The 21,072-nt window shown below is 36.8% G+C and carries 21 protein-coding genes; 6 read left to right on the forward strand and 15 right to left on the reverse strand.

Features of this window, described 5'->3' with window-relative positions; all coding sequences use genetic code 11:
- The first annotated feature begins 90 nt into the window (after window positions 1-90).
- A complete protein-coding gene (locus HU137_RS12580; RefSeq protein WP_182044208.1) occupies window positions 91-933 on the forward strand; it encodes an OmpA/MotB family protein in 843 nt (280 codons plus the stop codon).
- 1 nt (window position 934) lies between these two features.
- Here the strand turns inward: HU137_RS12580 and HU137_RS12585 are convergent, their stop codons facing one another.
- From HU137_RS12585 to dnaA, 3 genes are read right to left on the reverse strand one after another with little or no spacing between them, the layout of a single operon-like run.
- A complete protein-coding gene (locus HU137_RS12585; protein WP_182044209.1) occupies window positions 935-1,642 on the reverse strand; it encodes an SAM-dependent methyltransferase in 708 nt (235 codons plus the stop codon).
- Window positions 1,639-2,073 (reverse strand): low molecular weight protein-tyrosine-phosphatase, encoded by a 435-nt coding sequence (locus HU137_RS12590; protein ID WP_182044210.1) that lies wholly within the window; start codon window positions 2,071-2,073, stop codon window positions 1,639-1,641. Before HU137_RS12590 ends, HU137_RS12585 begins: the two co-directional genes overlap by 4 nt.
- A gap of 5 nt (window positions 2,074-2,078) precedes the next feature.
- On the reverse strand, window positions 2,079-3,509 hold the full coding sequence (dnaA, locus tag HU137_RS12595; RefSeq protein ID WP_182044211.1) for a chromosomal replication initiator protein DnaA: 1,431 nt from the start codon (window positions 3,507-3,509) through the stop codon (window positions 2,079-2,081).
- A 172-nt stretch (window positions 3,510-3,681) separates the two neighbouring features.
- Between dnaA and HU137_RS12600 the strand changes: the two genes are divergently transcribed.
- Window positions 3,682-4,092 (forward strand): acyl-CoA thioesterase, encoded by a 411-nt coding sequence (locus HU137_RS12600; RefSeq protein ID WP_182044212.1) that lies wholly within the window; start codon window positions 3,682-3,684, stop codon window positions 4,090-4,092.
- A 139-nt stretch (window positions 4,093-4,231) separates the two neighbouring features.
- On the opposite strand, the gene HU137_RS12605 is transcribed toward HU137_RS12600, so the two are convergent.
- The 8 genes from HU137_RS12605 to kdsA form a co-directional block, all read right to left on the reverse strand.
- Window positions 4,232-4,834 carry an IMPACT family protein gene (locus HU137_RS12605; RefSeq protein ID WP_182044213.1) on the reverse strand — a complete coding sequence of 201 codons (603 nt, stop codon included), beginning with the start codon at window positions 4,832-4,834 and terminating at the stop codon, window positions 4,232-4,234.
- Window positions 4,831-5,859: a bifunctional diaminohydroxyphosphoribosylaminopyrimidine deaminase/5-amino-6-(5-phosphoribosylamino)uracil reductase RibD gene (ribD, locus tag HU137_RS12610; protein WP_246361566.1), complete on the reverse strand. Its 1,029-nt coding sequence runs from the start codon at window positions 5,857-5,859 to the stop codon at window positions 4,831-4,833. The genes HU137_RS12605 and ribD overlap by 4 nt, the downstream gene beginning before the upstream one ends.
- A 68-nt stretch (window positions 5,860-5,927) precedes the next feature.
- On the reverse strand, window positions 5,928-7,973 hold the full coding sequence (locus HU137_RS12615) for a DUF349 domain-containing protein (protein ID WP_182044214.1): 2,046 nt from the start codon (window positions 7,971-7,973) through the stop codon (window positions 5,928-5,930).
- A gap of 47 nt (window positions 7,974-8,020) precedes the next feature.
- Window positions 8,021-8,746, reverse strand: coding sequence for a shikimate dehydrogenase family protein (locus tag HU137_RS12620; RefSeq protein WP_182044215.1), 726 nt, complete (start codon window positions 8,744-8,746; stop codon window positions 8,021-8,023).
- A gap of 5 nt (window positions 8,747-8,751) precedes the next feature.
- Window positions 8,752-9,417 carry a VTT domain-containing protein gene (locus HU137_RS12625; RefSeq protein WP_182044216.1) on the reverse strand — a complete coding sequence of 222 codons (666 nt, stop codon included), beginning with the start codon at window positions 9,415-9,417 and terminating at the stop codon, window positions 8,752-8,754.
- 32 nt (window positions 9,418-9,449) lie between these two features.
- Window positions 9,450-10,763 carry a UDP-N-acetylglucosamine 1-carboxyvinyltransferase gene (murA, locus tag HU137_RS12630; RefSeq protein WP_182044217.1) on the reverse strand — a complete coding sequence of 438 codons (1,314 nt, stop codon included), beginning with the start codon at window positions 10,761-10,763 and terminating at the stop codon, window positions 9,450-9,452.
- A gap of 1 nt (window position 10,764) precedes the next feature.
- The gene (locus tag HU137_RS12635) at window positions 10,765-11,394 is read right to left on the reverse strand and encodes a DUF4290 domain-containing protein (protein ID WP_182044218.1); all 630 of its coding nucleotides are present in this window, start codon (window positions 11,392-11,394) and stop codon (window positions 10,765-10,767) included.
- A 291-nt stretch (window positions 11,395-11,685) separates the two neighbouring features.
- A complete protein-coding gene (kdsA, locus tag HU137_RS12640) occupies window positions 11,686-12,495 on the reverse strand; it encodes a 3-deoxy-8-phosphooctulonate synthase (RefSeq protein WP_182044219.1) in 810 nt (269 codons plus the stop codon).
- Window positions 12,496-12,564: 69 nt separating this feature from the next.
- Between kdsA and HU137_RS12645 the strand changes: the two genes are divergently transcribed.
- From HU137_RS12645 to HU137_RS12655, 3 genes are all read left to right on the forward strand, one after another.
- Window positions 12,565-14,232, forward strand: a complete 1,668-nt coding sequence (locus HU137_RS12645; protein ID WP_182044220.1) for a pseudouridine synthase — start codon at window positions 12,565-12,567, stop codon at window positions 14,230-14,232.
- A 67-nt stretch (window positions 14,233-14,299) separates the two neighbouring features.
- Window positions 14,300-14,533, forward strand: coding sequence for a YgjV family protein (locus tag HU137_RS12650; protein ID WP_182044221.1), 234 nt, complete (start codon window positions 14,300-14,302; stop codon window positions 14,531-14,533).
- Between the two features lie 73 nt (window positions 14,534-14,606).
- Window positions 14,607-15,731, forward strand: coding sequence for a glycosyltransferase (locus tag HU137_RS12655; RefSeq protein ID WP_182044222.1), 1,125 nt, complete (start codon window positions 14,607-14,609; stop codon window positions 15,729-15,731).
- On the opposite strand, the gene HU137_RS12660 is transcribed toward HU137_RS12655, so the two are convergent.
- From HU137_RS12660 to HU137_RS12675, 4 genes are all read right to left on the reverse strand, one after another.
- Window positions 15,704-16,585, reverse strand: a complete 882-nt coding sequence (locus HU137_RS12660) for a glycosyltransferase family 2 protein (protein ID WP_182044223.1) — start codon at window positions 16,583-16,585, stop codon at window positions 15,704-15,706. The genes HU137_RS12655 and HU137_RS12660 overlap by 28 nt on opposite strands.
- Window positions 16,585-17,280, reverse strand: a complete 696-nt coding sequence (locus tag HU137_RS12665; protein WP_182044224.1) for a cell division ATP-binding protein FtsE — start codon at window positions 17,278-17,280, stop codon at window positions 16,585-16,587. The genes HU137_RS12660 and HU137_RS12665 overlap by 1 nt, the downstream gene beginning before the upstream one ends.
- 82 nt (window positions 17,281-17,362) lie before the next feature.
- Window positions 17,363-17,518: a 50S ribosomal protein L34 gene (rpmH, locus tag HU137_RS12670; protein WP_084018001.1), complete on the reverse strand. Its 156-nt coding sequence runs from the start codon at window positions 17,516-17,518 to the stop codon at window positions 17,363-17,365.
- A gap of 134 nt (window positions 17,519-17,652) precedes the next feature.
- Window positions 17,653-18,138: a hypothetical protein gene (locus HU137_RS12675; RefSeq protein WP_182044225.1), complete on the reverse strand. Its 486-nt coding sequence runs from the start codon at window positions 18,136-18,138 to the stop codon at window positions 17,653-17,655.
- 289 nt (window positions 18,139-18,427) lie between these two features.
- Between HU137_RS12675 and gyrA the strand changes: the two genes are divergently transcribed.
- Complete coding sequence (gene gyrA, locus HU137_RS12680; protein ID WP_182044226.1) at window positions 18,428-21,004, forward strand: DNA gyrase subunit A; 2,577 nt, start codon at window positions 18,428-18,430, stop codon at window positions 21,002-21,004.
- The last annotated feature ends 68 nt before the right edge of the window (window positions 21,005-21,072 follow it).

Raw genomic sequence — 21,072 nt, forward strand, 5'->3', positions numbered from 1 at the left:
GGGATTACTCCCGGAATCTGTTTTAATTCTGACCAATAAACTAAAACCTTTTATTTAACGTTGTAATCAAGTATAATAAATAAAGTTCTTATGAGATTAACCAGTTTTTCAGTAGTTGCAATTGCCGCAATAGTGTTGGCAGGATGTGTACCGCAAAAAAAGTACGATGAGCTACAAAACAGATTTAACAGTGTTTATGCAGAAAACCAAGGCTGTCAAACCGAATTGGCTTCGGCTAAATCCAAAATTGAAGGATTAGAGGATGCCATTCGTTCTGAGAGAGGAAATTTGGCTTCACTACAAAATGCTTTGGCTGAATGTTTGGCCGGAAGCAAACAAGGTGGCGCAAACATCGCTAAACTAGTAGACGAAATCAATGCTTCAAACAAATACATCAAGCATTTGACAGAAATCAACCGTAAAAATGACTCGTTAAATATGGTTTTGACCAACAACTTAACACGTTCTTTGAGTCGTGAAGAAATGAAAGATGTTGATGTTCAAGTTTTAAAAGGTGTAGTATTCATTTCATTGTCAGACAATATGTTATACAAATCAGGAAGCTACGAAATCAGCCCTGCTGCCAATGAAACCCTTTCAAAAATTGCAAAAATCATCAAAGATTATAAAGATTATGATGTGATCATTGAAGGTAATACTGACAATGTTCCTATCAGCAGACCTAACATCCGAAACAACTGGGATTTAAGTGCATTGCGTGCTTCATCCGTGGTCCAAGAGCTTCAAAATGCTCATGGAGTTGATCCAAAACGTATGACTGCCGGTGGTCGTGGTGAGTACAATCCGGTTGCTTCCAATGCTACTGCAGAAGGTAGAAATAAAAACCGTCGTACACAAATCATCATCACACCTCAGTTAGATGAGTTCATGGAATTGATCGGTCAAGCGCCTGATACGGGAGATGTTAAATAAATCAATTGGATTCCAATAAAAATATGGCGGGCTTTTTATGAAAGTCCGTCTTTTTTTTGGCCCAATTTTTTAATGAATCCGTTAAAATAAATTCGTCATCCATCGTTAAATTTGCCGCAACACAAAGTTGGGTATTGGGATGGCAACTTTTCACCAAATCTTCTAGCAATTGATTGTTGCGATAAGGCGTTTCCATAAAAATTTGGGTAGAATTATTTTTACGGCTTTCAGCCTCTAATTTTTGAATGGCTTTCTTTCGTTCCAATTTATCAATCGGCAAATATCCATGAAATGCAAAATTTTGACCATTCATACCCGAAGCCATCAATGCCAACAAAATAGAAGACGGTCCAATCAACGGTACAACCTGAATACCACTTTCATGTGCCAATTTCACCAATCTTGAACCTGGATCTGCTACCGCCGGTAATCCCGCTTCAGATATAATCCCAATCGGTTCTTCTCTTTTAAATAAGGAAGCCAGTTCAAATAATCCCGCTCCAGTTGTATTTTTATCCAAAATATGGATTTCCAATTCAGACTGCTTTTTTTCTGGTAATACGGTTTTGATGAACTTTCGGGCCGATTTTTCATTTTCAACCACAAAAAGTTGAATTTGATTTAAAATTGCCAAATTAAAATCAGGTAGCGTTCGTTTGGCATCGTCGTTTCCCAATAGATTTGGGATTAAATAAAGCGCGGTTTTCATTTGATTTGAAATTCGCTTAAAAATGTATCAGTGGCTTGATCCAATAGATGAAACACCGTTTCAAATCCTTCTTCTCCTCCATAATAAGGGTCTAGAACATTTTGATCTCCCAAAATCAATTTCACTTTTTGTCTTTGCTCATCATTTTTGGTCAATTTCAAAACATTTTCAAAATTGGATTGATCCATCACAAAGATCAAATCAAATTTCTCAAAATCATCTAGTTGGAATTGTCTGGCGCGTTGCTTGGAAATATCAATTCCATATTTTTTGGCCACTGCAATAGAACGTTCATCAGGCGAGTTTCCCACATGCCAATCGCCTGTACCTGCAGAATCTACGGTGAATCCATCGGTCAATTTGGATTGCAAAATACCTTCGGCCAATGGTGATCGACAGATATTCCCCAAACAGACCATTAAAATTTTCATGGGATTTATTCTACAGAAATTTTACGATTGAGATCTTCCACATATCCACGGAAAACTTTATCGGTTTCCGATAGGTTTTTCACGGTTTTACAAGCATGTAAAACGGTTGCATGATCCCGATTTCCTATTTGAGAACCTATACTGGACAGCGAAGCTTTGGTATATTTTTTGGCAAAATACATGGCCAATTGCCTTGCTTGAACGACATCTCGTTTACGGGTTTTGGACTGGATCTGATCAAAAGGAATTTTGAAATAATCGCTCACCAAACGTTGGATATAATCGATGGAAATTTCTTTTCTTGTGTTGTTGATGAAATTGGCCAAAGTCTTTTGGGTCAATTCCAACGTGATTTCCTTTTTATTCAAAGTTGCTTGCGCAATGATAGAGTTCAATGAACCTTCTAATTCCCGGACATTTGATTTGATGTTTTTGGCGATATGATCGATAACTTCCTCAGGAATCTCGATGCCGTCTTTCTCAACTTTGTGTTTCAAAATCGCAAATCGGGTTTCATAATCAGGCGCTTGTAAATCCGCTGAAAGTCCCCATTTAAAACGGGAAATCAATCGCTGTTCCATGTCCTGAATATCTACTGGCGGTTTATCAGATGTTAAAATGATCTGATTTCCTTTTTGGTGTAGATGGTTGAAGATATGGAAAAATGCTTCCTGAGTTCCTTTTTTACCTGAAAGAAATTGGACATCATCTATGATCAAAATATCAATCATTTGATAAAAATGAATAAAATCATTTCGGTTATTGCTCTGAACTGCGTCGATGAATTGTTGTGTAAATTTCTCAGTCGAAACATACAAAACGGTTTTATCGGGATGATTTTCCTTGGCTTCCAGACCTATCGCATGAGCCAAATGCGTCTTACCCAAACCTACTCCACCATAGATAAACAATGGATTAAATGAGGTTCCACCAGGCCTTTTGGCTACAGCTTTTCCTGCGGAACGAGCCAGTCTATTGGTTTCTCCTTCTATGAAATTATTGAAATTATTGGACGTATTGAGTTGGGAATCAATTTTGATTTTCTGTAATCCCGGGATGATAAAAGGGTTTTTCACCTTTTTGCTGTCAATCGGCATAGGAGCATCTATTTCCTGAAGCTGAACTTTCTCTCGATTGGAGCTTGGTATTTTTACCGTGTACGGATCTTTACCAGAATATTTCTGATCCATTACGATACTGTAAACTAACTTTGCTTCTTTCCCCAGTTCTTTTTGCAAAGCTATTTTTAACAATTTGATATAATGTTCTTCCAACCATTCATAGAAAAATTTACTCGGAACTTGAATGGTCAGAATATTTTCATTTAATTTAATTGGACGAATGGGCGAAAACCAAGTTTTGAAAGCTTGTTCCTGAATATTGTCTTCCACAAATTTCAAGCAATTTTCCCAAACCGATCCTGCAGTTTTTCCCATAGTAATGTTGATTCTTTTTAGTTTAAGATTTTGTTAAAAAAAGGAATTAGCCTACTAATATAGTTGGTTTTTTTCGTAAAGCAAAAGTGCTCATAATTTTTTAGTAAAAAAAACCGATTGGGTATTGACTTTTTAAAAATATCTTTGTAACGGTTTAATGCAACACTTTAACATGATTTCAACAACAATTTCAATCCGTGTAAGATACGGCGAAACAGACCAAATGGGCGTAGTTTATCACGGAAATTATGCAACCTATTGCGAAGTTGCCCGTGTGGAGTTTTTCCGTGAATTGGACATGCCTTATAAAGAATTGGAAACAAGTGGAATAATGCTTCCCGTTACCGAATTAAATTTAAAATTCATCCAACCTGCCTACTATGATGAAGTGTTAAAAATCCAAACAACTTTGATGGAAATTCCTTCCGGTGTTCGTTTAAAATTTCAATATGCAATTTATAATGAATCTAACGAGTTATTAACAACCGGATTTTCCGCTTTGGCTTTTATCGACATGAAGACCAGAAAACCTGTTCGCTGTCCTGACTATATGATTGAAAATCTGAAACGAATTTCTTCTTAATGAAACTCTCCGGTTTTTAATTTAAAATGGTTTTTGATTATGCTTAATTTTGATTCGAGAAAGGCAATAACCAATCGAAAAAGAATTCTTAAAATTTTTATCAATTTAAACTATTAAAAAGGCAAGCCAAAATTTCAAATCAGAAAATTTTAATCTTCACTTGATACAACGGCTCAAATGAAGCCATAAAATTGTCCAAATGCTCTTTTCTGATTCTCACCTCAACTTTGCATTTGTCTGTAAATTCTGTGTTGATGACTTCTGCATTAAATTTATCGATGTTCCGCATCACACTTCCTTGGTCTTCATAAGAGAAATCAAATCGGACTTTTTCGGTCAAATGTTTTTCGATGATTTCTGCTTGATCCAAAGTCATTTGGGCCGATAATTTATAGGCTTTTATCAATCCTGAAACCCCCAATTTCGTTCCGCCATAAAACCGAACCGAAGCTACCAAAACGTTGGTTATTTCTTTGGAAACAATTTGATTATAAATCGGCAAACCCGCACTACCGGAAGGTTCTCCATCGTCATTGGCTCGATAATTCTCACCTGAAATCCCTAGTCGATATGCATAACAAATATGCGTGGCATCTGGATATTTCGCCCATAAATTGGACAATTTTTCTTTTATTTCATCTTCATCCAAAACCGGATAAGCAAAACCGATGAACTTGCTCCCTTTTTCTTTGAAATCGATTTCTTCAACCGGAGTTTTTATGGTTTGATAGGAAAAAATCATGGCTTAAAAATTTCCAAACGATCACTTTGGATCATTTTAGTTTCAACCAATTCTCCGTTTATTTTTGGAGATTCAACACCCTCTCCCCAGTTTTCTTTCGAGGTAAAAATTCTGGCTTCATCCCAAAGTCCTTTTTGAATAAAAGTTTCCAATGTTTGTTTTCCTCCTTCGATTATGATTGACTGAATATCCATATGGTATAATTTATTGAGAATCTGCTCTGCTAAACATTCATCAAACGCAATGGTCTCAAACTGTAAATTCTCTTGATCTTCTGCTCTTTTTTCAGTAAAGACAATGGACTTTTGAGAAAGATCAAATAAATTTAAATTTCTTTCCAATTTCATATCCTTATCCAAAACCAAACGAATCGGTTGATTCCCACTCCATAATCTTGCATTTAACTGAGGATCGTCTACTTTCGCTGTTTTTGTTCCTACCAAAATGGACTGCTCTTCCGTTCGCCATTTGTGGACGATTTGCTTTGAAAATTCATTGGTAATCCATTTTTTTTTATCGTTTAACGGCGAAATGAAACCATCTGCGGTTTTTGCCCATTTGAGAATAATATAAGGCCTTTTTTCTTGATGAAATGTAAAAAACCGTTTGTTCAATTCTCTGCTTTCCTTCTCCAAAACACCTAAAATCAATTCGGTTTCGGCGTTTTTTAATTTTTGAATGCCCAATCCATTGACTTTTGCAAATGGATCAACTGTTCCGATGACAACTTTTGGAATTGAATATTTAACGATCAAATCAGCGCAAGGCGGTGTTTTACCAAAATGAGCACAGGGCTCCAAAGAAACATAAAGCGTGGATTCTTTTAAAATTTCTTTGTTTACAATTTGATTGATCGCATTGACCTCAGCATGTGGCGCTCCTGCTTTTTGATGCCAACCTTCGGCTATGATTTCACCATCTTTTACGATCACACATCCCACCAAAGGATTGGGATAAGTATTTCCCAGACCATTAGATGCAAGTTGTATGCATCTTCGCATCATATTTTCGTCAAATTCCTTCATTTCTTTTATAAAAACACCTCACAAACTTTCCAATCTGTGAGGTGCAATATTTTTCTTATAATTTTTATTTAAGATTCTGATGAACCTTCATCAGCCTCTTCTTCATCTTCAAAATCAATTCGATGCAACTTTCTCAATCGGATTTCCGCATCGGTCAAACGGGAACGTTTTTCTTCGATTTGGCGGTAAACATCTTTAAGCAACGGACTGTTTTCATCTGCATTGGCAAAGAAGCCGACGTTGGTTTCCAATTGGTTGATTTCTTTTTCCAAGTCGTCAATGAGCTTACGGCTTTTACGGATTTCATCATCCAAAAGTCGTTCGTCATGTCCAGACTTTATTTGATCTACCAAACTTGCCATTTTGAAATCTTGGATTTCAGTGTCACTTAATCCAAATGATTTGACAAGATCGCCCACTGTTTTATTGAACTCCTGGTTGATGCTCATTTTGGCCAAAGGAACTTTACCTATACTGTTCCAACGCACATGAAAATCGTTCACTTTATCTAAATTATCCTGAATATTTTCAGTTGCTTGAAAAGATTCGATTTCTTTTAGTAATTCTTCTTTTTTCACCAAATTTTCTTCATACTGCTTATTGGCTTGATTTCCTCTTTCTTTATAATGGTCAAAAAAGTTGTTACAAGCTTCTTTAAATTCCTTCCAAATAGCATCTGAATACTTACGCGGTACATGCCCTATTTTTTTCCAATCAGCCTGAATTCTCTTTATCACTTGAACAGACGCATTCCAGTCAGTACTGTCTGCATGCTCTTTTGCGATGCGTAGAAGTTCTTGTTTCTTTTCTAAATTGGTTTGCTGTTCAGATTTTAATGATTTATAGAATTCATTTTTCGCATGATTAAAATCACGTGTTACAGATTTGAACTCATCCCACATTTTTTGGTTGAATTCTTTTGGAACTCTTCCTGCCGATAAAAAGTTTTCGCGAAGTGCATTTAACTTTTTGATACCGGATTGCCATTCGCCATGAGACTTTTTCTCAGCATTTTCAACCAATTTGGCGATTTCAGCCAATATTTCTTGCTTCTTCTTTAAGTTATCTTCTTGTTCGGCTTTAATTTTTTCTCCCAACTCTGACTTACGGTCATGAATTTTATGGGTCAAATCTTTGAATTTCTGCCAAGTTGGCTCACGCAATTCTTCTGCAACCGGAACGGCTTCTTCTTTCCAAAGTCTGTGTAAATATTGTAATTCGTTTAAAGCTTTTTGGACATTTTCCTCACCTACTAGCTCCTCTGCGCGTTTGATGATGGATTCACGGACTTGCAAATTATGTGCATAGTCCATTTCGCGAAGCTCTTTATTTAGATCTAAATATTCGTAGAAATTATCCAAATGATGGAAATAAGTTTTAAAAACATTTCCTGCTTGGGCTTTTGGGATAGAACCGGCGTTATGCCAACGGGTCTTTAAATTTCTGAATTGGACAAAAATATTGGAACTTTCTTCATTTGGCTCCATATAAAGCGCCTTCAATTCATCGATGACCTGAAGACGTTCCTTTAAATTTTCTTGTTGATTTTTTTCTTGTTCTTTGAAAAAAGCATCCAGTTGTTTACGGTAATCGTTGAATACAGCATTGAATTCTCTTCTCGCAGGATTATCATATTGAAAATCCAAAGCTTCTCCACCATTTTCTACAAATGCTTCTTTTTTGGAAGTTTCATCCTCTTCCAATTGTTTTTTTACAGCATCTCTAATTTGATGAAAATGTTCCCGAAGCTTACGTGCAGGATGATTTTTTAATAGGTTTTTTGCTTCTCCTATTAAAACTGCAATCGGCAATTCATCATAATTTTTAAATGGAATTTCTTCTTCTACAGCTTCTTCGGATTCTTCTGCATCTTCATGCTCCTCTGATTTATAATTTTCAGCATCAACTGTATCATGAGGTTTTTCTTCTCTTTCAACTGACTCAGATTGACTTTCCGTCACTTCATCTACTGTTTCTGCAGAAGCACTCCCCGTGCCCACTCCCTGCTTATCAGACTCATTATCAGTAGATTCTGTCGGGCTTTCTGAGGGATTTAAGTTTTGATTATTTTCTCCATCTGCCTCGTTGTGCAGGTTATCCAATTCAGTTGTCATATCAGATTTTTCTTTTAGATTAACAAATCTAATAAATCATCTGCTATTTACAAAGGTTGGTTCCAAATTTCCCAAGATTTCTCTGCTTGTAAAAGCCACATTTCATAACCGTTTTTGATTTCTGCATTTTTACGCTCACCCAATTTTAAGAATTGGGTTTTTTCCGGATTGTAAATCAAGTCATAAAGCAAATGTCGCTCGCTTAAACTTTCATAAGGAATTTCAGGTGCATCCTCGACATTTGGAAAAGTTCCAACCGGCGTACAATTGATGATGATTTGGTGGTTTTGGATGGTTTCAGCTTTCAAATCAGCATAAGTTAAATCTCCTTTTCTGCTGACCGTTTGAAATGGAATATTTAGTTTTGACAACACAAATCTGACTGCTTTCGCAGCACCTCCATCACCTAAAACCAATGCGTTTTTATGATGCTCTTTTAAACAAGGTTTCAATGAATTTTCAAATCCAAATGCATCTGTATTGAACCCCAATTTTTTATTTCCATGAATTTTCACACAGTTCACAGCACCTATTGCGGCCGCTTCTTCACTTAATTCATCTAAAAAAGGGATGATTTGTTCTTTATATGGAATGGTTATGTTAAATCCTTTTAAGGCTTCTTTTTGGAACAATTCAACGATGGAATCGAGGTTTTCAAAATCAAATATTTCATAAATCGAATTTGAAATATTTTCACTTTCAAATTTAGACGTAAAATAGGCTTGTGAATAAGAATAAGCAATATTTCTACCTAAAAGTCCAAAACGATTCATGTGATTTATTTTTTAGAAAATCGGGATTTAAACAAACGCATGATCAGCGGTAAATTTGCAGCTATTATGATCCCAAAAATGAAATACTCTAAATTATCCTGAACAAATTTAAATCCGCCTAAAAAATAACCCAACAATGAAATCACGCCTACCCATAAAACAGCCCCGATGAAACTATAGGTTATAAAAGTTCTATAATTCAACTTTGTTGTACCGCAGATAAAAGGAATGATGGTTCTCACTACCGGCATAAATCGGGCGATGATGATGGCTTTTTTCCCGTGTTCTTCAAAAAATTGCGTGGCTTTTTCAATATGTTTGGGTTGAATATAAAATTTTCCCGGGTTGGCCAACAACCAACTCCCAAAACGACTTCCTACATAATAATTTAAGGTATCTCCTAAAATAGCGGCCACCATCAAAAGCGGAATAATGTACTCGATATGCAGATGATTTTGTTGATCATTGGCAGCAATCATTCCAACGGCAAAAATCAAGGCATCACCCGGTAAAAACGGCATGATAAAGGACGCGATGATCAAACCGGTTTCGGCAAAAATGATAAGAAATAAAAAAACATAAATCCAATTCCCATAATTATTGATAAAATCCATCAAAACCTTATCGGGACGACTTACAAAATTGGCTATAAAATCGAGAATCTCTTGCATTTAAAATTATTTCAGCTACAAACTTTCAAAAATTAAGCCCTTATGATATCGGCTCCGATTGCGCGTAATCTTGTGTCAATTTGTTCGTAACCTCTGTCAATTTGTTCTATGTTATGGATGATACTTTTTCCTTTTGCTGACAATGCGGCAATCAAAAGTGAAATACCGGCTCGGATGTCAGGCGAACTCATCGTCGTTCCGCGCAATGGTGTTTCATGATTCAAACCGATTACTGTAGCACGATGCGGATCACATAAAATAATCTGTGCTCCCATATCAATCAATTTGTCTACAAAAAACAATCGGCTTTCAAACATTTTTTGATGAACCAAAACACTTCCCTTGGCTTGAGTTGCCACAACCAAAATGATACTCAACAAATCGGGTGTGAATCCCGGCCATGGCGCATCTGATACCGTCAAAATGGAACCGTCCATGAATTTTTGGATTTTATAATGTTCCTGAGAAGGAATATAAATATCGTCATTTACTTTCTCCAACTGAATGCCCAATCTCCTGAAAACATCCGGTATGATCCCCAAATTTTCCCATGAAACATTTTTGATGGTCAATTCAGATTTGGTCATCGCTGCCAATCCTATCCAAGAACCAATCTCAATCATATCCGGCAAAACTGTATGTTCCGTTCCGGAGAGTTCTTCAACTCCTTCGATGGTCAATAAATTGGAACCGATTCCTTCTATTTTTGCGCCCATTCGCACCAACATTTTACATAATTGTTGCAAATAAGGTTCACAAGCCGCATTATAAATCGTGGTTTTTCCTTTGGCCAAAACTGCTGCCATCACGATGTTGGCTGTTCCGGTAACAGAAGCTTCTTCTAGTAGCATATAGGTTCCGGTCAATGGCTTTCCATTGTCCAATTCGACTCCATAAAAATCCTCTCCTTCTTCAAATCTGTATTTGGCTCCCAAATTCATAAATCCTATAAAATGGGTATCCAGTCTTCTACGGCCAATTTTATCTCCACCTGGTTTGGGCATAAAGGCTTTTCCATATTTCGCCAAAAGCGGCCCCATCAACATGATAGATCCGCGAAGAGCTGCGCCATCTTTTTTAAATTCTTTGGACTGAAGATATTCCATGTGTATGCTGTCAGCCTGAAAAGTATAATCCCCTTTTCCGTTTTTCTGAATCTTAACACCCAAATCTTCCAAAATTTCAATCAAACGATTGACATCACGGATATCGGGAATATTTTTAATTCGGACAAGTTCTGTTGTAAGCAAAACTGCGCAAAGGATTTGAAGTACTTCATTTTTTGCACCTTGGGGAGTAATCTCACCACTTAAGCGATTTCCTCCTCTGATTTGAAATACAGACATTTTATTTATGTTTGGATTTATTGCGGTTATTTTGGTTGTTTTTGTTTTTCCGGGTTTTGTTTGAATTGGAATGGGTATTTACCTGTAAACGTTCATTGGACAATAAAACTTCTCCCGATTCTCTTAAATCAAATTCTCCATCAGATAATTCAAACAAATGATTAAAAATCGCTTTGTCCTCTACCGTATCTTTGTTCCACAATAAATAACATTTTTTCATGTGATTGGCAATGACCATCACTAATCCTTCTTGTTTGTCTCCCTCCCATTTTTTGGCAACTGCAATCATATTTCGGATGTTTTTTCCGTAATATTTGTATTTGTATTCGCTTCCGGGATAACGGACTTTATTGGGTTTGCTGTACACTTCTTCCTCCGTAGGAATCGGATAAGGAGATTTCACATCCAACTGAAATTTGGACATGATAAACAATTGATCCCAAAGTTTATGTTGAAAATCAGGAATGTCGCGCAAATGAGGATTGAGTTCGCCCATTACTTCGATGATGATTTGAGCAAAACCATTTCTTTCTTCATCATCCACCAGTGTCAAACAGTAATCCACCATTTCTTGAATATGACGACCGTATTCCGGTATGATCAATGGTGTTCTTGCAGTATTGTATTCCATTATTTAATTTGAATGTCCACAAAAGTACAATTTCTGAAATAAATTGTCTTGGTTTGAAAAAGTTAATATTTCTTAGAGCCTGTTTAAATTTTATAAATAATTCTTTTTATAGCAGTCTTTAGATGGATTTTGTTCTTTTTGATTGAAGTTTTAGCGGGCTAAAACAATATTAAAAAGGATAAAATACGATAAAAAGAGCATAAAAATATATTTAAGGGGAATTATTATTACTACACGTTAAGTCCGTTAAAATTTAATCAGGCTCTTAATTTTTTTCTAATCCTTAGAAAATCAAATCACAGCTTCTCTCACTCTGACCAATTTGCGCAACAAATCTTCGAGTAAATCCAATTGCAGCATATTGGCTCCGTCACTTTTTGCATTTTTAGGATCTGGATGTGTTTCGATAAAAATCCCATCCGCTCCTACCGCAATTCCCGCTTTGGCAATGGTTTCGATGAGTTCCGGTTTTCCGCCGGTCACACCAGATGCTTGGTTGGGTTGTTGCAAAGAATGCGTTATATCTAGAATCACAGGCGCAAAATTTTGCATCACGGGAATTCCCCGATAATCCACCACTAAATCACCATAACCTAACATCGTTCCACGCTCGATGATCGCCACATTTGGATTACCTGAATCCGTTACTTTTTCCACCGGGAATTTCATACTTTCAGGCGAAAGAAATTGTCCTTTTTTCAGCGTAACGTGTTTTCCGGTTTTGGCCGCTGCTACGACCAAATCGGTTTGCCGAACGAGAAATGCCGGAATTTGTAAAACATCTACATATTCGGCAGCCATTTCGGCATGAAAAGATTCGTGAATATCCGTCGTCGTCGGTACATCAAATTCTTGTCCGATTTGTTGGATGATTTTCAATGCTTTTTCGTCCCCGATTCCGGTAAAGGAATCAATTCGAGATCGATTCGCTTTTTTAAAGGATCCTTTGAAAATATAGGGAATCTTTAATTCATCGGTAATTTTGATGATCTTTTCCACAATTCTGCGTGGTGTATCTTCGTTTTCGATGGCACAAGGTCCGGCTATCAGAAAGAAATTCGGCGAATCTTGGTGTTTGATTTTGGGTAAGTTCTGAATCATTTGGTAAAATTAAGGAATTTGAAAATGCATTCAATTATCATATTTCAATTAATTTCGCACAGAATTCATATGCATAAAAATTTCAAAAATAAAATCACCTATTTCAAACCGGAACAAATTAAAGGAATTCCATTACCTGAAAAATTCACCTTTCCATTTTATTATGAGCCACACACATTGACCCAAATCGCAGCGGAAGATTTGCAAAATTATTTGGAAAATGAATTTTCAGAAAACCATAATTTCGGGTTGGATGAAACCCAAGACGGATTGATCATCGGGAAAATGTTTGGGGTTTTGGTGGTGCAGGATTTAGAAGGGAATTTGGGATATTTATCGGCTTTTTCAGGGAAATTAGCTGGAACCAATGACCATGAAAAATTTGTTCCGCCCGTTTTTGATATGCTCACGGAAAATAGTTTTTTCAAAAAGGAAGAGGAAATTTTAAATGCGTTCAATCGGGAAATTGAAAAATTGGAATCTGATGAGAATTATTTGAAATCCAAATCAGATTTGGAGAAATATACCAAAGAATCGATTGAAGAAATTTCGACTTTTAAGATTTGGATGAAAGCAAACAAAGCGGAACGAAAACGAATTCGCCAAGCAAACGAAAAGATAATTTCCGATAAAGATTTAGTCAAACAAAGCAATTTGGATCAATTCAAATTCAGGATGTTAAAGGAAAGTTGGAATCAGGTTTTGAATGAATTAAACAAAAAAAATGATGAATTTGAAACCCAAATTCAATCCCTGAAATCAGAACGAAAAACCAAATCTTCTGCTTTACAAAATCAATTGTTTGGACAATACACTTTCCTGAATCAAGCGGGAAAAACCAAAGATTTAGCATCCATTTTTAGCGAAACGGTGTATGAAAAACCGCCTGCCGGAGCGGGCGAATGCGCAACACCCAAATTGCTACAATATGCTTTTCTAAACGACTTAAAACCCATCGCTTTCGCCGAATTCTGGTGGGGATCTTCCCCTAAATCGGAAGTGCGGAAACACAAACATTTTTATCCGGCCTGCAACGGAAAATGCCGACCGATCTTAAAACATATGCTGAAAGGAATCGAATTGGAAAAAAATCCTTTGTTGCAAAATTTAGCTGAAGGGAAAGACATACAAATCGAATTTGAAGACGAATTTTTAATCGTCGTAAACAAACCGGCTGATTTGCTTTCCGTTCCCGGAATTGAAATTCAGGATTCGGTTTATACGCGATTGCAAGAACGATTAAATCCGGTGGAACCTTTGATTGTCCATCGTTTGGATATGGCGACTTCGGGACTTTTGGTAGTCGCTAAAACCAAAAAAGCGCATCATTTTTTACAAAATCAATTCATCAAAAAAACGGTTAAAAAAAGGTATTTGGCTTTGCTTTCCAAGCCCGTTGAAGGAGAAGAAGGCGAAATTGATTTGCCTTTGCGCGGTGATTTTGACGACAGACCTCGTCAATTGGTTTGTTTTGAACATGGAAAAAAAGCGGTTACAAAATGGAAATTGGTAGAACGAAATGAAAATACCGCAAAAGTTCATTTTTGGCCGTTGACCGGACGCACACATCAATTGCGGATGCATGCTGCGCATGAATTGGGATTAAATGCACCAATTGTCGGAGATGATTTGTACGGGAAACCGGCCGATCGATTGCATCTTCACGCAGCAGAATTGGAATTTGTCCATCCGGAAACTCGAGAAACAATGCGGTTTGAAGTGAAAGAAGACTTTTAACGCAAAGCGAATTGCGCAGTTCGCATAGCGAAAAATGAGTACTTTTGCGCTAATTTAAATTTCAAAAATGAATTCAAATTGGTTTGAATGGATTGGCTACGCCGCTTCGGTTTTTATCGTTTTATCTTTTATTGTGAACCAATTGAAATGGGTTCGGGTCATCAACATGATCGGTTGTTTGTGTTTCGTGGTGTATGGATTTTATTTCGAAGCATGGCCGGTGGTCATTCCCAATGCCATTTTGATATTCATTCAATTGTATTTTCTCATTTTAAAGGACAAAAAAGAAATTCAGAGTTAAGTGATTTGCGTTTATTGTTAAAATTAGAAATTATTTAAAAAGCAAAACTCACACCCTATAACGCAAAACCCATATGAAAAAACGCAAAATCATCACTTCGGTTATCAATAATTTTGACAGCGACCAGCGTGTCCAAAAGGTTTGTGGCTCGTTGATGAAATTTGGTTTTGAAGTAGAAGTGGTCGCAACAAATTTGCGTGGTGAACCGAAACTCAACTTCCCTTATCCCGTTCATTATTTGAATTTAAGCGCACAAAGCGGAATGAAAATGTATTTGGATTTTAACCGGAAATTGTTTTTCAAATTAAATTCGATTGCTAAAAAAGACGATATTTTGTTGGCAAACGATCTCGATGCTTTGTTACCCAATTATTTGATAAGCAAAATAAAAGGTTGCGAATTGGTGTTTGACAGCCATGAAATTTTCTCGGAAGTTCCGACATTGTACAATCGTCCGTTTCGCAAAAAGATTTGGAAAACACTGGAAAAATCCATCGTTCCAAACCTCAAACATTTTTATACCGTAAGCAATGGCTATGCTGATTGGTTTGAAAAAGCATACCAAAATCGGCCCGAAGTGGTGATGAATGTTCCCCTGATTCAAAAAAATGCGGACACTAAACTTTCAATCGATTTACCTGAAATTTCAACTGAAAAAATTCTGATTTACCAAGGTGTCATCAATTTCAGCCGAGGGATCGGAAAAATGATTGAAGCCATGCAATTTCTGGAAAATGTACAATTATGGATCGTAGGAAATGGACCAAAAAAAGTAGAATTTGAAACTTTGACCGAAGATTTAAAATTAGAAAACAAAGTCAAATTTCTAGGAAATGTTTCACCGAACCAATTAAAATGCATCACGCCAAAAGCCGATTTGGGACTGAGTTTGGAAGAGGATTACGGCATCAGTTATCGGTATGCATTGCCCAATAAAATTTTTGATTACACCCACGCAGGTATTCCGATTTTGGGTACTTATTTACCGGAAATCAAAGCGACGATTGAAAATTACCGATTGGGAAAAACGATAGAAAATCACGAACCGAAACATATTGCTGAAAGGATAAAAATGATGCTGGAAGAAGGGAAATCGCCTTATACAGAAAATTTAAAAAGGGCGGCTGAAGTTTTCAATTGGTCGCATGAAGAAAAGAAGTTGGAAGGGATTTATTCGGTTTTCAACGAGCAGAAATAACCCAATTTATACAGTTGGAAAGCCAGTAATGAAGGATTTTCTGACAATAAATTTCGAAGTAATTTTTTTTCTGATTTTTTAAAAACATACGCAATCGGTTGAATCAAACCCAGTTTGTTTAGTTTTTTAAACATTTGCACGATGCGCAGATTTTCAGCCATTTCGGGTTGATTTTTCATCATCCAATTGGCGTTTTGGATCGCTTTTTTAAATTTCTCGATGAATTTTTGATTGGTTTCCAGACCGAGATGAATGCATGGATTGGAAATGATTTTGACTTTGGCTCCAGCTTGTTTTAATTTCAAACCAAAATGCGTGTCCACATAACCATAGTTTTCCGGTAATCCACCAAATGGATTTTCTAAGAAAATTTCCTTTCGCACTAAAAAATTATTACCTCTGATTTCCAAATAAGGATCTTTTCCTTGAATTTGTTCTTCAGTATTTTTTCCATGCAACCATTTTAACCGAAATTCAGGCGCTACTTGATTTTCATAAAGAATTCCACCGCTCATGATGTCGAAATCTGCGATTTGAATTTCCTTTAAATAATTGGCTATAAAATCATCATTTGCCGGAATCATATCGGCGTCTAGAAATAACAGCCAATCGAATTTTGCGCTTCGAGCCAGAATATTTCTCGCTTCAGCATTGCCAACGTTTCCCTGAAGTTGAATCAGCTGAAAATGAGAAAGTTGAATTTGAGTATTGGCTATTTTTGTATTTTGATTTGTCGAACAATCATCGACTGCAAGTATTTCAAATTCGAAATCATGCAACTGACATTGACGATGGATTTCCTTCACCAAATTGCTGACATCCCAATTAAAAACCGGAATACAAACAGTGAGCATCAGCCTAGGAATAAAGATTCGGACTCAGCGACATGGACTTTTCCGTCTTCGCATTTAAAGGTTTTGGCCGGGAATTTCTGGATGATATTGTAGTCATGCGTCGCCATCAAAACCGCTACATTTTTTTCTTTGGAAAGATTTAAAATCAAATTCATGATTTCGACTGAGGTTTCCGGATCGAGATTTCCGGTTGGCTCGTCTGCCAAAATCAATTCGGGATGGTTCAAAAGTGCTCTGGCAATGGAAATCCGCTGTTGTTCACCACCGGAAAGTCGGAATGGCATCATTTTCTTTTTGGAAATCATGCCCACGCTCTCCAGAACTTCATCGATACGATCATTGATCAAGGTTTTGTCTTTCCAACCGGTGGCTTTTAAAACGAAAGAAAGATTTTTCTCAACATTTCTGTCTAGTAAAAGTTGGAAATCTTGAAATACGATGCCTAGATGACGGCGGAGATTGGGGATTTTACCGGTACTCATTCCGTTAAGTTCTATTCCTCCTACTTTCCCATAGCCTTCATTGAGCGGTAAATCTCCATAAAGTACTTTTAACAAACTGGATTTACCACTTCCGGTTTTCCCAATCAGATACGCAAATTCACCTTCATTTAACTCAAAATCCACATTGCTCAGCACCAAATAATTTCGCTGATAAATAAACGCTCTTTCTAACTGGATAACCTTATTTGACATATTTCTGTTTTTTCAGAAACAAATATAAAAAAAAGCCCGAAAGAAACTTTCAGGCTTGGTCTTTTTAATATAATATTAGCGATTATCGTTTAGCTCTAACTTCGCTAACCGTCAATTGCTTTCTGCCCCTTTTTCTACGAGCCGCCAAAACTTTACGACCGTTTTTGGTAGCCATTCTCTCACGGAAACCGTGTTTGTTTCTTTTTCTTCTGTTGCTGGGTTGAAATGTTCTTTTCATCTTCGTAAACTGTTTATACGTTTTCTCAAACGGAGTGCAAATATACTTCTATTTTTCAAATACAAAAATCATTTTTAGAAAATTTCTTCTGTTCTTTAAAATTTCCTTTTTAAATCTATTTCCAAAAGGAGAAATTAATCTGCCCAATATTCATTTGAAACCTCATAACCAGCACTTTTAAACGCTTTCAATAATCTATTTTTAAATTTCTCATTGCCAAATTCTTTTCTGATTTCGAGAAAAAACATATTGTGCTCAATTTGTTGTTCCGAAATCAATTCCTGATTTTCGCCAAACACATTTATGGTTTCCAGTACGCCATCATTTTCAGAAATCAAAATCACATTGATGTCTTTGTCCAATCGAACGACGTTAGCCAAATGAACTTGCCTTCTAAAATGGGTTTCTTTTCCTTTTCCACTGTACTTGAATTCAAAACTGAGGATTCCGTTTTCAATCTGGAAAGGTTGAATCATTTCCGGTTTTTCTTCTTCATAAGGTTCATACATTTTTTGCTCTGAACGAAATTGTTCATTCAAAAGTTTGACGATTTTTGCTTCCTGTCCGAAACTAAAAACAGCAATAAAAGCCAATAAAAGAAAGAGTTTAATTGCATTCATGGAATAAAATTTTATGAGATTTCAGTTTAAACTAAATTATCTACAAAATATTGTGAAAATTGATTTTGAAAATATCCAAAGCTTTCGAAAGTAGAATTCTAGAAAATATAAACAAAATGGAGCAAAATGTTGAAAACTACCTATAATTATAATGGCTCATACGGTGTAAAGTTCGTATTTTAGCACGTTAAATTTCGTTTCAGGTAAAATTCTTACAATTCCATGAAATATTTTCAAATTTTTGAACCTGAAACCTCAAACTTGAAACATTAAACAAAAAATAGTTTAAATGAATAATGACGGAGAAAAATTAATCCCGATCAACATCGAGGATGAAATGAAATCGGCTTACATCGATTATTCGATGTCGGTAATAGTATCACGTGCTTTGCCAGATGTACGAGATGGGATGAAGCCTGTTCACAGGAGGGTTTTATTTGGAATGTATGAATTGGGTGTAATGTCCAACCGTGCTTATAAAAAATCGGCACGTATTGTAGGAGAAGTTTTAGGTAAATATCACCCGCATGGTGACTCCTCTGTTTATGACACCATGGTACGTATGGCACAGCCTTGGTCGCTTCGATACATGATGGTAGATGGACAAGGTAACTTTGGATCTGTAGATGGTGATCCACCGGCTGCAATGCGTTATACCGAAGCCAGATTGCAGAAAATTTCGGAGGAAATGCTGTCCGATATCGACAAAGAAACCGTTGATTTCCAATTGAACTTTGACGACACCCTTCAAGAACCAAAAGTACTTCCTACACGTATTCCCAATCTTTTGGTAAACGGTGCAGCAGGAATTGCTGTAGGTATGGCGACCAATATGGCTCCGCATAATTTAACTGAAGTCATTGACGGAACGATTGCCTATATTGAAAACAACGAAGTTTCCATAGATGAGTTGATTCAACATATCAAAGCGCCTGATTTCCCAACCGGAGGAATTATATATGGTTACAGCGGGGTAAAAGAAGCACTTGAAACAGGTCGTGGGCGAATTGTCATGCGAGCCAAAACCAACTTCGAAACCGTCCAGGGTCGCGATTGTATTATCGTTTCAGAAATCCCTTATCAGGTCAACAAAGCAGATATGATCGCCAAAACGGCCGATTTGATCAAAGAAGGAAAACTAGAAGGCATTTCTGAAATCCGTGATGAATCTGACCGTAAAGGAATGCGCATCGTCTATGTGCTAAAAATGGATGCCGTTCCCAACATCGTTTTGAATTTATTGTTCAAACATACTGCACTTCAATCTTCTTTTAGCGTTAACAATATCGCACTGGTAAACGGAAGACCTGAACAATTGAATCTCAAAGATTTGATCAAACATTTCGTGAACCATAGACACGATGTGGTCGTTCGTCGTACCGAATATGAATTAAGAAAAGCAGAAGAACGTGCACATATCTTGGAAGGTTACATGAAAGTAATCGGTACCCAAGATGATTTGGACAGAGCCATTAAAATCATCCGCGAAAGTGCAACACCAGATGATGCTCGCGCAGGTTTGATGGAAGCTTTTGAACTAAGTGAAATCCAAGCCAGAGCTATTCTTGAATTGCGTTTGAGAACGCTTACCGGACTTGAAATCGATAAAATCAGAGCCGAATACGAAGAATTGATGAAAACCATCGATTATTTAAAAGAAATTTTGGAAAGCTATGATTTGAGGATGAAAATCATCCGAGACGAACTCGAAGAAATCAAAGAAAAATACGGAGATGAAAGACGTTCAGATATCGACTACGCAGGTGGTGATATGAACATCGAAGATTTGATTCCGGATGAAGAAATGGTTTTGACCATCTCTCATATGGGTTATATCAAACGAACTCCACTTACCGAATACAGAAAACAATCTCGTGGAGGAGTTGGAAACCGTGGCGCAACTACACGTGATGCTGACTTCCTGGAATACATGGTCGTCGCAACCAATCACCAATATATGCTTTTCTTTACCGAAAAAGGAAAATGTTTCTGGATGCGTGTATTCGAAATTCCGGAAGGTTCAAAAACTTCAAAAGGAAGAGCAATTCAAAACCTCATCAACATCGAACCGGACGATAAGGTTCGTGCATATATCCGCACCCATGATTTGATGGATGCAGAATACGTAAACAATAATTACGTCATCATGGTGACCAAAAAAGGTGTGGTGAAGAAAACTTCCCTTGAAGCTTATTCTCGTCCACGTGTCAACGGTATCAACGCTATCACCGTACGTGAAGGTGACCAATTATTAGAAGCCAAATTAACTGACGGCAAAAGTGAAATCATGATTGCTTCCCTAAGCGGAAAAGCGATCCGATTTGAGGATGAAAAAGTTCGTCCGATGGGAAGAACGGCTTCCGGTGTTCGTGGTATCAATTTGGGAACTGATGACAATGAAGTAATCGGTATGATCGTGATCCGTGACAAAGAAAACGAAACCGTTCTTGTGGTTTCTGAAAAAGGTTATGGAAAAAGAAGTTCCATCGAGGATTATCGCATTACAAATCGTGGCGGAAAAGGTGTTACAACCTTGAACATCACAGAAAAAACCGGTAAATTAATTGCGATTCAATCCGTTACAGACGAAAACGATTTGATGATCATCAACAAATCAGGTGTAACCATCCGTACCGGAGTAAAAGAAATGCGTGTCATGGGGCGTGCAACACAAGGTGTCCGATTGATCAATTTAAAGAAAAATGACGAAATCGCTGCTGTTGCAAAAGTAGCCATTGAAGAAGATGAAGAATTGGAAAATTTAGCAGATGAAACGTTAAATGATGTTAACGAAAATTCAAATGGCTCAGATGTTGATAATGACACGCCAGAAAATTTAAATTCTGACAAAGAAACAAACGAATAAATTAGAAAAAATGAAACCGATTTGTTAAAAATGGTCTATAAACACATAGTGGAATGACCATTTTAAAC

Source organism: Moheibacter lacus (assembly GCF_014042165.1).
Taxonomy (GTDB): Bacteria; Bacteroidota; Bacteroidia; order Flavobacteriales; family Weeksellaceae; genus Moheibacter; species Moheibacter lacus.